Consider the following 12,987-nt stretch of genomic DNA (forward strand, 5'->3'; position numbering starts at 1 on the left):
GCGTGCGCGCAGACTGCCGGGCGCTCGCAACGTGCTGGACGACCCCCCTCGTCGAAGCCGCTGGACGGGCAGGTGAAAGGCTGGACAGCTATATCCGTCAGCGGAACAGGGGCCATCTCCATGGGGGACACCGGACCGGCGAACCATTCCGGTGGGCCGGACGATCTGGACCAGGCCGCGGCGGTCTTCGCGAGCGTGCGGCCGCGCCTGTTCGGAATCGCGTACCGGATGCTGAGCAGCTCCACCGAGGCCGAAGACCTGGTGCAGGAGGTCTGGCTGCGCTGGCAGGCCTACGACCGCGGCACCGTCGCCGACCCGGCGGCGTTCCTGGCGACGGCGACCACACGGCTGGCCATCAACGCCCTGCAGTCCGCGCGGGTCCGCCGCGAGACGTACCCAGGCCCGTGGCTTCCCGAGCCGGTCGACACCGGCTCCGACCCGCACCTCGGCGCCGAGCGAGGCGAAGCACTCGGCTTCGCGGTCCTGCTCCTCCTGGAGAAGCTCTCCCCCACCGAACGCGCGGCGTACGTGCTGCGGGAAGCGTTCGACTACCCCTATCGGCAGATCGCCGACATCATCCAGGCCAGCGAGGTCGCGGTGCGGCAACTCGTGAGCAGAGCCCGCAAACGCCTCGTCTCCGAGCGCCGCGCACCGGTGAGCGGAGCCGAGCAGCGCAGGCTGCTGACGGCCTTCGTCGCCGCCGCCCGCACCGGCGATCTCGCCGCGCTGGAGGAACTCCTCGCCGCAGATGTGATCAGCTACTCCGACGGCGGCGGCGCCGTCCGGGCCTCGCGCATCCCCGTGGTGGGCGCGTTCCGGGTGGCGAAGTACGTCAGGGCGTTCGCGGACCGGTTCTGGGCCGGGGTCGACGTGGAATGGGGCGACGTGAACGGGCAGGCGGCCGCCTTGCTGCGCCGCGACGGCGAGGTGTTCACCGTCCTCACCGTCACCGCCTCCGACCAGGGCATCGACCAGGTGCTCTGGATGATGAACCCCGCCAAGATCACCGCCGCCTGACTCATCGCCGCCGGGCACCGGCGCCCCGCTTCGCCCGCCCGGCCCAGACCTGGCTGAGCTGAAGGACGCTCACGCCGAACAACAGCACGCCCAACGGGACGTGCACGGTCGTGACCTGCGCGCTGGATGCTGTCCCAGGTCCGACGACGCAACCGGTGGGAATGTGAGGCGGCGCGTCAGTGCGGCTGCCCCGCCGTCCACGGCCGGAGCTTGTCGGGGTTGCGTACTGCCCAGATGCGCGTGATCCGGTCGCCTGCGACGTCGAAGGCCATCACCGTCACGGTGACGCCGTCCTGCTGAGCCACCAGGCCGGGCTGACCGTTGACCGTACGCTCCAAGATCGTCATGTTGGGTACCCTGTCGGCGATGTCGATGGCGTAGCGCGCGATCCGCTCGCTGCCTTCGATCGGGCGGAGCGCGGCGTTGACCAGGCCGCCGCCGTCGCTGATCGCCGTGGCGCCGGGGTCGAGGAGGCCGATGAGGGCGTCGATGTCCTTGGCCTCCCAGGCCTGCTTGAAGTCCCTGACGATGCCGGCCTGCTGGGCTGTGGCGGTCGCGGGAGACTGCGCGGCGCGAATGCGGCGGCGGGCCGAGGAGGCCAGCTGGCGGCACGCGGCCGGGGTACGGCCGACGATGTCGGCCACTTCGGCGAAGGAGTAGCGGAAGACGTCGTGCAGGATGAACGCGACGCGCTCGGCCGGGGTCATCGACTCGAGCACCACGAGGAAGGCCATGTTGACCGACTCGTCGAGAGTGACCCGGTCGGCCGGGTCGAGCGTGCTGGCGCCCGGCCGCCCGCTGATCCACTCCGTACGATCGGGCAGCGGCTCCGGGATCCATTCGCCCACATAGCGCTCCCGCCGGGCCCGTGCCGAGCCGAGCAGGTCGAGACAGATGCGACCGGCGACCCTCGTCAGCCAGGCGCCGGGCGATTCGATGGCCTCCTGCTGCTCTCGCGACATGGCGTACCAGCGGGTGTACGTCTCTTGCACGACGTCCTCGGCATCGGCCAGGGAGCCGAGGAGCCGGTAGGCGAGATTGATCAGGTGACGCCGCTCACTGATGATCGCGCTCAGGCTGGGATCGGGCCGGGCGGGTCCTGGCTCGGATGCGGTGGTCATGGTGTCGTCGGCTCCCTCGGTGCAGTTGCTCTCACCCGTTCGACGAGAAAGAGCGCCGAACTGTGAGGTTGGCGGGCCGCCTCACATTCCCAGCGGTTGTGTCGTCGGACCCTGAGACAGCATCCGGCACGCAGGCAAGCTCAGCGACCCCGGCCTGGTGGAAGAGCCCCACCCGACCAGGTCGCCGGCCTGGAACACCGCTCAAATCGAGAAAGGAAGACCTCGCCATGTCCACATCAACGACGGCCGAGCAGGACGGACTTCAGTCGCGTCTGCCCGACCCCGCCCAGTTCTTTCCCGAGGTGGGAACGATCGCCGGGGCCATGACCAAGGCCACCCTGAACGGTTCGATCCCGCAGACCACCGTCAGCCTGGTGCACCTGCGCGCCGGGCAGATCGTCGGCAGCACGTACCACACCGTCCGGCAAACCGGCCTGCTCCGCAAGGCCGGGGAGACAGAGGAGCGCATCACCGCCGTGGCGTCATGGCGGGACGCCCCCTACTTCACCGACGCCGAACGGGTCGCGCTGGAGCTCGTGGAGGCCGTCCTCACTCCGAACGCGTTCGGGGAGCGCGTCCCCGATGAGTTGTACGCCAGGGCATCGGCCCACTACGACGACAAGGCGCTCTGGACGCTCACCATGGCGATCGGCCAGATCTGCTTCTTCATCCCCGTCGCCCTCATCGCCAAGCCGATCCCCGGCAGGCCCATCGGGAAGAATTACCGCAGGTAACGCCATCGGGCTCAGGGTGAGGGCGCGTCACCACGCCTCACCCTGAGGCCGGTCTGCGGGCTTTCCCGACACATGGTCGCAGGCTGGCCCAGTGACGGAGCTCCCGGTGAGAAGCTCGCGTCATGACGAGGGAGCAACGGGCGAAGGCCGATGCGGGCCTCAAGCAAGGAGGCCCATCATGCGTGGCGCCGTGATGCACGCCCCCGGCGACGTCCGCGTGGAGGAGCGCCAGGACCCTGAGATCGTCGCGCCGACCGACGCGATCATCCGCCTGCCCGCGACCTGTATCTGCGGGTCGGACCTGTGGCCGTACCGAGGGATCGAGGCCATCGACGGGCCGTCCCCGGTGGGCCACGAATACGTGGGCATCGTCGAGGAGGTCGGCAGCGAGGTGAAGACGATCAAGCCCGGCCAGTTCGTGATCGGGTCCTTCTTCGCCTCGGACAACACCTGCGAGATCTGCCAGGCCGGCTACCAGAGCTCCTGCATCCGCCGTGAGCCCATCGGCTCGCTCGGCGCCCAGGCCGAGCGGCTGCGCGTCCCGCTGGCCGACGGCACGCTCGTCGCCACGCCGGGTACCCCCTCGGACGACCTGATCCCCAGCTTGCTGGCCGCGTCTGACGTGCTGGGCACCGGCTGGTTCGGCGCCGTCGCCGCCGAGGCGGGCCCCGGCAAGACGGTCGCAGTCGTCGGCGACGGCGCCGTCGGCCTGCTCGCGGTGCTGGCCGCCAAGCAGCTCGGCGCGGAGCGGATCATCGCGATGAGCCGCCACGAGCCGCGGCAGAGGCTCGCCCGCGAGTTCGGCGCGACCGACATCGTCACCGAGCGGGGCGACGACGGCGTGGCGAAGATCAAGGAGCTCACCGGCGGGCTCGGCGCGCACTCGGTCATCGAGGCGGTCGGCACGCAGGAGTCGATGATGCAGGCCATCCGCTCGACCCGGCCCGGAGGGCACGTCGGCTTCGTCGGCGTCTCGCACGGCGTCGAACTCCCTGGCGAGGAGCTGTTCTTCTCCCACGTGCATCTGCACGGCGGGCCGGCTCCGGTCCGTCAATACCTGCCGGAGTTCATCGACCTGATCTGGAACCGCCGGATCGACCCCGGCAAGGTCTTCGATCTCGAGCTGCCGCTCGAGCAGGCCGCCGAGGGCTACCGGGCCATGGACGAACGCCGCGCCATCAAGGTGCTCCTGCGCCCATAGACCGGCCCTCGGCCGCGATGTCCCGGCTCCGTGCCGCCGCCGTCCCGGCTCCGTGCCGCCGTCGTCCCGGCTCCGTGCCGCCGTCGGCGCCCCACATGGCGCGGAAGGCGTCGCTGCGGTACGCCGGTCAGCTGCGCCGGCGTGGCCCGGCGGACTTCGCGTGCCATCCAGCCGGAGGGTCCTCGCCGGCCAACCCGTCCACGGCCTCGCGGAGCAGATCGGCATGCCCGGTGTGCCGCCCGTACTCCTCGATCAGGTCGCAGAGCAGCCGGCGCAGGCTGACGTGGCGCCCGTCGGAGTAGGCGGCGTGGACGAGCTGGTCGAGTCCGCCGGCGGCCAGGGCCGCGCCGAACGTCGCCCGGGACCGTTCGACGGTGGCGTCCCAGAGCGCGTAGAGGTCTTCGGGGGTGTCATGGGCGGCCGAGTTGAAGTCCCAGCCGGGGTCGCTGTCCCAGTCCGCGGTGTTCCACGGCGCGCCGAGCGGCGCGCCGCTGAGTTTGGTGCTGGACATCTGCTCCTCGACGCACGCGAGGTGCTTGAGCAGGCCGCCCAGCGTCAGCGAGGAGGCGCCGATGCGGGTCCGCAGCCCGGCCGCGTCGAGGTCGTCGGCCTTCCAGCGGAAGGTTGTGCGCAGGCGGTCGAGCGCGCCGACGAGGTGCTCGGCCTCGGTGCCGGCGAGGGGCGGTTCCCACCAGTGATCGCTGTTGGTCATGTCCGCCACCGTAGGCCCTATTCCGGATGTTCTGCGTCCGGAATGTGGCGGAGCTTGCCTCCAACCTCGACACCGTCCTCAAGGGGGGCGGATATACGATGTGCCTCGCCATTCACCAGAGGAGGACCGTGGACCTGGTCAAGCTGGGCGACGCATTCGCCGCGTTCTGGCAGGAACGGCACCTGTGCACGCTCTCCACCGCCCGCTCCGACGGCCCGCCCCACGTGGTGCCGGTGGGTGCGACCCTGGACCTGGCCTCCGGCATCGCCCGCGTGATCACCTCGGGGTCGTCGTACAAGGCCAGGCTCATCGGCGCCTCCGGCGTGCTCGTCGCACTCTGCCAGGTGGACGGCCGCCGGTGGTCGACGCTGGAGGGCCGGGCCGTGCTGCGCACCGAGCCGGAGCAGGTGGCCGACGCTGAGCGCCGCTACGCCTCCCGCTACAAGCCGCCCAGGCCCAACCCGTCGCGGGTGGTCGTGGAGATCCAGGTGACGCGCGTGCTGGGCAACGTGTGATCACCATCGTCGCATCGGGCCAGCCCGCCAGACGGTCGCGTTCGACCAGGATCAGCGGCTCTCGTGCGCCCAGGGCCTAGTTCGACGTCGGCGGCCAGAAACCGCCGTCTCTCCGCCTGGGTCATGCGGTTCCGGAGGACGAGCCCGCCTACGAACAACACAGCGAGCGGGCAGGCCGATCCCCGCGGCCCAGCCCGGGTACTCGCCGACGAACCACACGACGACGCCCAGGACGCACGCCGCCGTGACCGTGGGCCTCGGTTCGAGTCCCGTCAAGGACGGGAGTCGAAGACCGTGAGGTCGAGGCGGGCGGAGTCGGGCGTGATCTCGCACGCGCCCAGTTGCTCCGTGCAGCGCGAGCACGCGGGTGGAGGTGCCGCAGACGGCGCACACACGCTTGCTCGTGTCGAAGTCGAAAGCGTGGAAGGCGGCCAACGGCCTGGCGGGTCGACGGCCGCAGGGTGTACGAGGCCCTACTGCTCGCCCTGGGGCAGGTGGGCCTTGGCGTCGTCGTAGGAGGCGTCGCCGCTCGCCTTGGCAGGCCGGTAGACCAGGTACAGCACACCCGTCGTGAACGTCTCGGACTTGATCAGCTCCAGAGGGACGGGGTTCTCCCCCTCGTCGAACAGGCGCTCGCCCTTGCGGACGGCGATCGGGTGCACCAGCAGGTGCAGTTCGTCCAGCAGCCCCGCCTGCAGCAGCTGGCGGACCACCGAGACCGAGCCGCTCATGGCGATGCGCCCGCCCGGCTCGTTCTTCAACGCGGTCACGGCCTCGGCCAGGTCGCCCTGCAGCAGCTCGGAGTTCCGCCAGGTGAACTCGAGGGGCTGGCGCGACACGACGATCTTCCGTGCGTCGCCGAGCGTCTTCGCGAAGCCGGCGTCTTCTCCGCCCTCGGCCTCCCGCTCCGGCCACGCCCCGGCGAAGCTGTCATAGGTCTTGCGCCCCAGGAGCAGGGTGTCGGCCATCTGCGCCGACACGGCGGCGCCCATCTCGTCGTTGAAGTACGGGAAATGCCAGTCCGCCGGGTCCTCGATGACACCGTCGAGTGAGATGAACAGGCTTGCGGCGATCGTCCTCATGATGGTCCTCCAAGGAAGGGGCGGGCCGTCCGGCCCAGCCGTTCTGATGTGCCTCCAGCTTCGCGGGACCTGCTTACGGATCTCTTAAGGCCTTCCTTCGGGCGAAGCAGAAGACCCGGGCTTGTTCCGCCGGCGCCACGGCGTCCGAGACGGTGGCAATGGTACGGGAACAGCCGTGACAGCGGATCGTGCCCGTGTGCGTCTTGTACAAGGGGCAGGACCTCGGCACTGTCGTACGGGCCGGGTACCGATGGGCGGGCATGCCGTTCCATGCCAGGCGGAGCCGTCCGGGGATCGCTCTCCTGGGCCTCGGCATGAGGCACGACGGTGCCGTTCTCGTCGACGATGTTCAGGGGCGGAGTGTCGCCGGGTATTTCGAGGATCGCCTGTCCGGGGCGGCCGATCGTGATGTCCGCGCTCACCAGCGTCCCTGCTCGCCAGGCGAGGTCGATGCGGTGACCGCCGCGGTGGCGGATGCCGCGGACGGATCCGGTGTGCAGGACCGGCAGCGCGAGGTCGTTCCAGATGCCTTGGAGGTTGGCGGCAGGCCGTTCCCCACGTCATCCGGCCCGTTGAAGGCCCACCAGCGCACGTGCGCCGCGTCCAGGCCCACCGCCGCGCCGTCCAGCCAGCCCAGCTCCGGGCCCGGGCTGCCCGGGCTCTGGCAGGTGTCGACCAGCCAGAGGCCGTCGTTCGTCAGATGGTGGAAATGGCCCAGGACGTACGGCAGGAGGAGCGGCTTGTGCGGGGCCCGCTCGCCGCCTCTGGTCCACCGCCGGATCTCGGCGACCCGCTCGATCCAGTCCACGGTCGGCCAGTGTGGAGCGATCTTCCGGCCTCGGTACACGGTCGTTGATGTTCGTATGCCGCGGCGGCCGGCCACGTCTTATAGTCGCCGGGTGAGCGATCTTCAGCCGGGCGTTTACCAGCATCTGATCACTCGTGAGCTGGATGGCCTGCTGCGTACGGTATCCGATCGCGAGCTGATCGACCGGCGGTCGCTGGACATCGCCGACTCCCACGAGACCCTGGCCCGGCATCTGGCCGCGCTCACCCGTCGGGCGTTGCGCTCCGTACGGGGCGAGAACGACACGGTGCGGCTGGCCCGGCAGGTGGAGATCGTCAATCGGATCGCCGGCCTCATCGGCGCCCTGGTGCCCGAGGCCGCCTCGGCCGAGGAGCTCGTGGAGTCCGCCGAGGAACTGCTGGGCATCGCGAGCAGCCGGGACGCGGCCGGACAGGTACGGTTTCCCGCGCGTCCGGTGATCCCCCTCACCGGTAGCGCGTTGCTGGTCAACGGCAGAGGGCAGCCGGAGATCGGCCACGAGCTCAACCGCGAGCTGGCCTCCGCCGATCGCGTGGACCTGCTCTGCGCATTCGTGAAGTGGAACGGCGTACGGGTCCTGGCCGAGGCGATCGAAGAGTTCCTGGCGCGCGGCGGCCGGCTGAGGGTGGTGACCACCACGTACATCGGCGCCACCGACCGCCTCGCCCTCGACCGGCTGGCGGCCATGGGCGCCGAGATCCGCGTCTCCTACGACACCCGGACGACCAGGCTGCACGCCAAGGCCTGGCTGTTCCATCGGGCCAGCAGCCTGTCCACCGCCTACGTGGGCTCCTCCAATCTGTCGCAAACCGCCCTCAGCCACGGGCTCGAGTGGAACGTACGACTCGCCCAGGCCGAACAACCCCACCTGATCGACACGTTCACCGCCACATTCGACGACTACTGGGGCGACCCGTCGTTCGAGCCCTACGATCCGGCACGGGATGCCGAGCGGCTCGACCGTGCCCTGTCCGCCGAACGGGCCGACGGCCGGACGGTCGTGCTCGATTTCGCACACGTCGACGTCCGTCCCTACTCCTACCAGCGCGAGATCCTCGACGAGCTCGCCGCCGAACGGCAGATCCACGACCGCTGGCGCAACCTGGTCGTCATGGCCACCGGCACCGGCAAAACCATGGTCGCCGCGCTGGACCACCGGCGGCTGCGCGGGACCGGGCAGGCGGACTCGCTGCTGTTCGTCGCCCACCGTGCGGAGATCCTGCGGCAGAGCCTGCTCACGTTCCGGCAGGTGATGCGGGACGAGACGTTCGGCGAGCTGTACGTTGACGGCTCCCGCCCAGAGCGATGGCAGCACGTGTTCGCCTCGATCCAGTCCTTGCATGCCAATCCGCTGCCGGAACCGGACCGGTTCGACATGGTGATCGTGGACGAGTTCCATCATGCCGAGGCCTCGACGTACCGGCGTCTGCTGTCCGCCGTGCGGCCGAAGGTGCTGCTGGGGCTCACCGCGACGCCGGAACGCGCCGACGGCCAGGACATCAAGCACTGGTTCGGCGGCAGGATCGCCGCCGAGCTGCGCTTGTGGGAGGCGCTGGAGCGCGGGCTCCTGGCCCCGTTCCAGTATTTCGGCGTCCACGACGGCACCGACCTGCGCCAGATCGGCTGGCGCAGGGGCCAGGGCTACGACACGAACCAGCTCTCGAACATCTACACCGGCAACGACCGCCGCGTCGCCGTCGTGCTGGAGACCTTGCAGCGCAAGATCGGCGATGTCGGAAGGATGCGGGCCATCGGCTTCTGCGTGAGCATCGACCACGCCCGCTTCATGGCTGACCGGTTCACCCGAGCCGGGCTTGCTTCGGTGGCTGTCACCGCGCAGAGCCCGGCCGGCGAGCGTGCCCAGGCGTTACGAGACCTGAGAGACCGGCGGATCAACGCGGTGTTCACCGTTGACCTCTTCAATGAGGGCGTCGACGTTCCCGAGATCGACACCGTGCTCTTCCTGCGCCCCACCGACAGCGCCACCGTCTTCCTGCAGCAGCTGGGGCGGGGCCTGCGACTGGCCGACGACAAGCCGTGCCTGACCGTGCTCGACTTCGTCGGACATCAGCACAGACAGTTCCGCTTCGACCGGCGCTATCGGGCGCTCACCGGCGCCGGCCGTACCGGAATCGCACGGGAGATCGAGCAGGGGTTCCCGGCACTGCCCGCGGGCTGCGTGATCGACCTGGACCGTGACGTGCGCCGGCTGGTCCTCGAGAACGTCCGGCAAGCGCTCAGCCTGAACTGGCGTGATCTGGCACGCGAGCTGCGCGACCTCGGTGACGTCAGCATGGCCACGTTCCTGCAGGAGACCGGGCTGGACGTGGAGGATCTCTACCGGCGCCGTCAGGGCTGGGCCTCCCTGCGGCACACCGCGGGACTCGACGCCGCGCCCCCCGGCGAAAGGCTCGGGCGCGCCTTCGGCAGAATGCTGCACATCGACGACGTCGAGCGCCTCGCCTTCCTGACCGAGGTGCTGGCCGGCCGCACTCCCCGCGCCCCGCGCGAGCTCCGCCTCATGGCCATGCTCGACGCGATGTTGTGGGGCGGCACCGAGCCCGTCTCCGGCATGGAAGGCCGGCTCGCGCGGCTCACCGGTGCTCGTGCCGCGGAGCTCAAGGAGCTGGCGGGCATCCTCCGCTCGGGAATCCGTCACGTCGCCCCGCCGCTGGACCCCGTCGTGCCGTTGCACGTCCATGCCCGCTACAGCAAGAACGAGGTGCTGGCCGCCTTCGGCATCGACAGGCCCGCGCACATGCGGGAAGGCGTCAAGTACGTCCCCGGGCACCGGGCGGACCTGTTCTTCGTCACCATCGACAAGTCCGAGGACCACTACTCCCCCACCACGCTCTACCACGACCGGGCGATCAGCGAAGAGCTGTTCCAGTGGGAGTCGCAGAGCACCCTGCGCTCCTCGGCCGCCACCGCCCGCCGCTACCTGACCGGCGAATCCACGGTTCATCTCCTGATCCGGCAGTCCAAACGCGACGAAGGGCTGGGCGCTCCGCCATACACCTACGCCGGCCCGATGCGCTACGTGAGCCACGAGGGCGAACGACCCATCCGTTTCGTCTGGCGCCTGGAGCACTCGCTCCAGCCCGATGTGTTCCACTACGCCAAGGCCACCGCGGGCTGAGCCGACCGCAACGGGATGCACGTGGTCCACGACGGCCCGCGACAGGCGCCGCCCGCGCCCTCATACGACGTGCCCGTGCAGGCGGGCCGAACTGCTGCGCATCGTGTACGGCGCGCAGACCGTGCCGGCCGCCGTGGACAACGCCTCACGGTTCGGCGACGCCACCCGGTGGGCTGGAAGATGGCCGCGGCACTGCGGGGCCGGGCCTCGACGGACCTCATGGACACCTACCATGCCGAGCGGCACCCGGCCGGAGCCTGGGTCCTGCACATCACCCAGGCTCAGCGCGTCTTCGCCAACCCCCGGCCCAGCGCGGACGCCGTCGAGCTGCGCAAGGTCTTCACCGACCTGATGCGCCTGCCCGAGGCCAACAGACACCTGGCGGGCCTGATGTCGGGTCTGTCGCACTCCTACGACCTGCCCGGCGACCACCCGCTGGTCGGTCACCGAGTCGCCGGTCTCGATCCGTCGCTGTTCCTGGCCGGCAGGCCCGTCCTGCTCGACCTGGCCGGGATCCTCCCGCACGACCTCGGCGCCACGCGCGCCCAGCCGGTGGACGGCCTGCCCCACGCGATTCTGGTCCGGCCCGACGGCTACGCGGCCTGGGCGGCGGACACGGATCCCGACCTGGACGCGCTCATCGGCAATCCGTGCTGGCCCCTCATGGCGTAGGTCTGCGGGGAGACAGGCCTACATCCGGCGGTTGTCGAGTCAGCCGGAAGGCCCCGCCTCCTGAAGCGCCCGGTGCATGGCGAACGAAACAATTCCATAGGATTGTTGAACGATGCTACAATCCTCTTGAATTTGCCAATGCGCCCGACCCGCCGAAGGACGCCCCTTGACCAGCGACGACAACCGCCAGACCCGCTCCGCCGAAGAGGTGGTGCGCGCCTGCGCGATCCGGGCCAAGCAGAGCTGCGCGACCCTCCACAACGCGACGGACACGGCCATCGACACCGCGCTGCGCGCCATGGCGGAACGGTTGCGGGCAGCACGGGACACTCTCACGGCCGCCAACGAGGAAGACCTCGCCGCAGCCGTGTCCGCCGGGATGTCACCTGCCCTCCAGGACCGGTTGCGGCTCACCGGCCCGCGGCTGGAGAGCATGGCCGCGGAGCTGCGCACGCTGGCGGACGTGGCGCACGAGCTTCGGGACAGGGCCCTCGAGGAGCGCCCGGACGGCCTCACCCTGCTGGAACGCCGCCGGCCGGTCGGCGTCATCGGCGCGAACTTCGAGGCACGTCCGAACGTCACCCTCGACATCGCCTCCCAGTTCCTCAAGTCGCGCAACGCAGGCGTGCTCCGCACCGGTTCGGCCGCACTCCGCTCGTCCCGGGCCATCGTGGAGCAGGTGATCGCACCCGCCCTCGGCGAAGCCGGCCTCGATCCGGACGCCATCCAGCTGGTGCCCAGCGAAGACCGCTCGGCGGCGTACGCGCTGGTGTCCCTGCCCGAGCTCATTCCGCTGGTCATCCTGCGCGGCAGCGGCGACAGCACCCGCGACCTCGGCCGCGAGGCCGCCCGCCACGGCGTGCGCACCCTCGCCCATGCCGACGGCGGCGGAGTCCTGTACGTGGACTCAGCCGCCGACGACAAGACCGTGCACCAGCTGATCGCCGACAGCCTGGACCGGCTGGGCGTGTGCAACCGGCTCAATCTGCTGCTCATCGACCGATCCGTGTACGACGAGCGGCTACCCGGCATTCTCCAGGTCCTGGATCGCCTGGGCATCACCGCTTCCCTGCCCCCGCACACCCACCCGCGCGGGTACGAGTGGTCGCTCGACTCCAAGCAGGCGGCCACCGTGACGGTCGACGCCTCCGACGGCCCACTGCACGCGGCCCGGATCGCCAACGAAGAGACGTCCGGGCTCGCCGCCGCCATCGCGACCGAGGACCCGGCCGCCGCCGCGCAGTTCATCGACGCCTACGCCGGCTCCGGAGTCTTCTGGAACTCCACGACGCGGCTCCTCGACGGCTTCAAGCTGCTGCGGCTGCCGGAAACCGGCATCAACATCGACCGGCTCCCCGGACCACGCGGCCCGGTCAGCTTCCGCGATCTGTACCTGCGGCAGTACGTGGTCGTGCCGAGCGAACGGTTCACGTCCTGACCGGACCGTCATTGCCCCGCCGATCAGAGCAAGAGTTCGGGAGGCAGGCACAAAGGCGTCTCCGCACTCCGGAGCGCTCAGCGGCTCAGGCAGTCGCCAGTTTCCGGATGCGCGGATGGTTCTCCAGCGCCCACCGCACGGTCTTCGGCGGGCGCCCGAGCAGGGTTTCCAGCTGGTCGGTGACGCCGCGGTACCCTCCGCCGCCGATCAGCCGGGTCAGGGTCTTGAGGTGCTCCGCAGTGTGCGGAAACTCGGCCAGGGCGCTGTCCACGTAGTTCTCGTTCCAGGTGTGGTGTCGACCTCTTCGGGAACTTGACTTGCTCCCCGGCTTGAAGTCCCGGGGATTCCCGTGCCGCTCAGGCGGCAGTTCGCGGCGCGCCACTCGCGCCGGGAACTGTGGTACAGGATGCTTGACGCTTCACCGACCCAGCCGGGTCTCCACGCCCTGACACGACCAGCCCGGCCGCCTGTCCTCTCGTCTTGATGTTCTTCGCAGCGTTCACATCAGCGTGCTCGACATGCCCACAGCG

The 12,987-nt window shown here is 70.1% G+C and carries 12 protein-coding genes and 1 pseudogene; 7 read left to right on the forward strand and 6 right to left on the reverse strand.

Features of this window, described 5'->3' with window-relative positions; all coding sequences use genetic code 11:
- The first annotated feature begins 120 nt into the window (after positions 1-120).
- The gene (locus ABN273_RS50045; protein ID WP_349456739.1) at positions 121-1,017 is read left to right on the forward strand and encodes an RNA polymerase sigma-70 factor; all 897 of its coding nucleotides are present in this window, start codon (positions 121-123) and stop codon (positions 1,015-1,017) included.
- A gap of 176 nt (positions 1,018-1,193) precedes the next feature.
- Here the strand turns inward: ABN273_RS50045 and sigJ are convergent, their stop codons facing one another.
- Positions 1,194-2,138 carry an RNA polymerase sigma factor SigJ gene (sigJ, locus tag ABN273_RS50050; RefSeq protein ID WP_349456740.1) on the reverse strand — a complete coding sequence of 315 codons (945 nt, stop codon included), beginning with the start codon at positions 2,136-2,138 and terminating at the stop codon, positions 1,194-1,196.
- Between the two features lie 227 nt (positions 2,139-2,365).
- Between sigJ and ABN273_RS50055 the strand changes: the two genes are divergently transcribed.
- Complete coding sequence (locus ABN273_RS50055) at positions 2,366-2,872, forward strand: carboxymuconolactone decarboxylase family protein (protein ID WP_349456742.1); 507 nt, start codon at positions 2,366-2,368, stop codon at positions 2,870-2,872.
- Positions 2,873-3,050: 178 nt separating this feature from the next.
- Positions 3,051-4,073, forward strand: coding sequence for a zinc-dependent alcohol dehydrogenase family protein (locus ABN273_RS50060; RefSeq protein ID WP_349456743.1), 1,023 nt, complete (start codon positions 3,051-3,053; stop codon positions 4,071-4,073).
- A gap of 127 nt (positions 4,074-4,200) precedes the next feature.
- Here the strand turns inward: ABN273_RS50060 and ABN273_RS50065 are convergent, their stop codons facing one another.
- The gene (locus ABN273_RS50065; RefSeq protein WP_349456744.1) at positions 4,201-4,785 is read right to left on the reverse strand and encodes a mycothiol transferase; all 585 of its coding nucleotides are present in this window, start codon (positions 4,783-4,785) and stop codon (positions 4,201-4,203) included.
- Between the two features lie 98 nt (positions 4,786-4,883).
- Here ABN273_RS50065 and ABN273_RS50070 point away from each other — a divergent pair, with 98 nt between their 5' ends.
- Positions 4,884-5,300 (forward strand): pyridoxamine 5'-phosphate oxidase family protein, encoded by a 417-nt coding sequence (locus ABN273_RS50070; RefSeq protein WP_502911276.1) that lies wholly within the window; start codon positions 4,884-4,886, stop codon positions 5,298-5,300.
- 473 nt (positions 5,301-5,773) lie between these two features.
- On the opposite strand, the gene ABN273_RS50075 is transcribed toward ABN273_RS50070, so the two are convergent.
- From ABN273_RS50075 to ABN273_RS50080, 3 genes and pseudogenes are all read right to left on the reverse strand, one after another.
- On the reverse strand, positions 5,774-6,382 hold the full coding sequence (locus ABN273_RS50075; RefSeq protein ID WP_349456746.1) for a dihydrofolate reductase family protein: 609 nt from the start codon (positions 6,380-6,382) through the stop codon (positions 5,774-5,776).
- Positions 6,379-6,909 carry a glycoside hydrolase family 95-like protein gene (locus tag ABN273_RS59995; RefSeq protein ID WP_502911277.1) on the reverse strand — a complete coding sequence of 177 codons (531 nt, stop codon included), beginning with the start codon at positions 6,907-6,909 and terminating at the stop codon, positions 6,379-6,381. Before ABN273_RS59995 ends, ABN273_RS50075 begins: the two co-directional genes overlap by 4 nt.
- 17 nt (positions 6,910-6,926) lie before the next feature.
- A pseudogene (locus ABN273_RS50080) lies at positions 6,927-7,190 on the reverse strand (hypothetical protein); the annotation flags it as partial.
- A 91-nt stretch (positions 7,191-7,281) separates the two neighbouring features.
- Between ABN273_RS50080 and ABN273_RS50085 the strand changes: the two are divergent.
- The 3 genes from ABN273_RS50085 to ABN273_RS50095 all read left to right on the forward strand — a co-directional run bounded on the left by ABN273_RS50085 (position 7,282) and on the right by ABN273_RS50095 (position 12,457).
- Positions 7,282-10,347, forward strand: coding sequence for a DEAD/DEAH box helicase (locus tag ABN273_RS50085; protein ID WP_349456747.1), 3,066 nt, complete (start codon positions 7,282-7,284; stop codon positions 10,345-10,347).
- A 15-nt stretch (positions 10,348-10,362) separates the two neighbouring features.
- Positions 10,363-11,019 carry an FAD-dependent monooxygenase gene (locus ABN273_RS50090; protein WP_349456748.1) on the forward strand — a complete coding sequence of 219 codons (657 nt, stop codon included), beginning with the start codon at positions 10,363-10,365 and terminating at the stop codon, positions 11,017-11,019.
- A 166-nt stretch (positions 11,020-11,185) separates the two neighbouring features.
- A complete protein-coding gene (locus tag ABN273_RS50095) occupies positions 11,186-12,457 on the forward strand; it encodes an aldehyde dehydrogenase family protein (protein WP_349456749.1) in 1,272 nt (423 codons plus the stop codon).
- 85 nt (positions 12,458-12,542) lie between these two features.
- On the opposite strand, the gene ABN273_RS50100 is transcribed toward ABN273_RS50095, so the two are convergent.
- Positions 12,543-12,728, reverse strand: a complete 186-nt coding sequence (locus tag ABN273_RS50100) for a hypothetical protein (protein WP_349456751.1) — start codon at positions 12,726-12,728, stop codon at positions 12,543-12,545.
- Positions 12,729-12,987 lie beyond the last annotated feature (259 nt).

The sequence above is a fragment of the Nonomuraea sp. B19D2 genome (genome assembly GCF_040137845.1).
Lineage (GTDB): Bacteria > Actinomycetota > Actinomycetes > Streptosporangiales > Streptosporangiaceae > Nonomuraea.

Excerpts from the sequence above, each read along its gene's own strand:
- sigJ (WP_349456740.1), bottom strand. The coding sequence starts at position 2,138 with ATGACCACCGCATCCGAGCCAGGACCCGCCCGGCCCGATCCCAGCCTG.
- ABN273_RS50055 (WP_349456742.1), top strand. The coding sequence starts at position 2,366 with ATGTCCACATCAACGACGGCCGAGCAGGACGGACTTCAGTCGCGTCTG.
- ABN273_RS50070 (WP_502911276.1), top strand. The coding sequence starts at position 4,884 with ATGTGCCTCGCCATTCACCAGAGGAGGACCGTGGACCTGGTCAAGCTG.
- ABN273_RS50090 (WP_349456748.1), top strand. The coding sequence starts at position 10,363 with ATGCACGTGGTCCACGACGGCCCGCGACAGGCGCCGCCCGCGCCCTCA.
- ABN273_RS50075 (WP_349456746.1), bottom strand. The coding sequence starts at position 6,382 with ATGAGGACGATCGCCGCAAGCCTGTTCATCTCACTCGACGGTGTCATC.
- ABN273_RS50045 (WP_349456739.1), top strand. The coding sequence starts at position 121 with ATGGGGGACACCGGACCGGCGAACCATTCCGGTGGGCCGGACGATCTG.
- ABN273_RS50065 (WP_349456744.1), bottom strand. The coding sequence starts at position 4,785 with ATGACCAACAGCGATCACTGGTGGGAACCGCCCCTCGCCGGCACCGAG.
- ABN273_RS50060 (WP_349456743.1), top strand. The coding sequence starts at position 3,051 with ATGCGTGGCGCCGTGATGCACGCCCCCGGCGACGTCCGCGTGGAGGAG.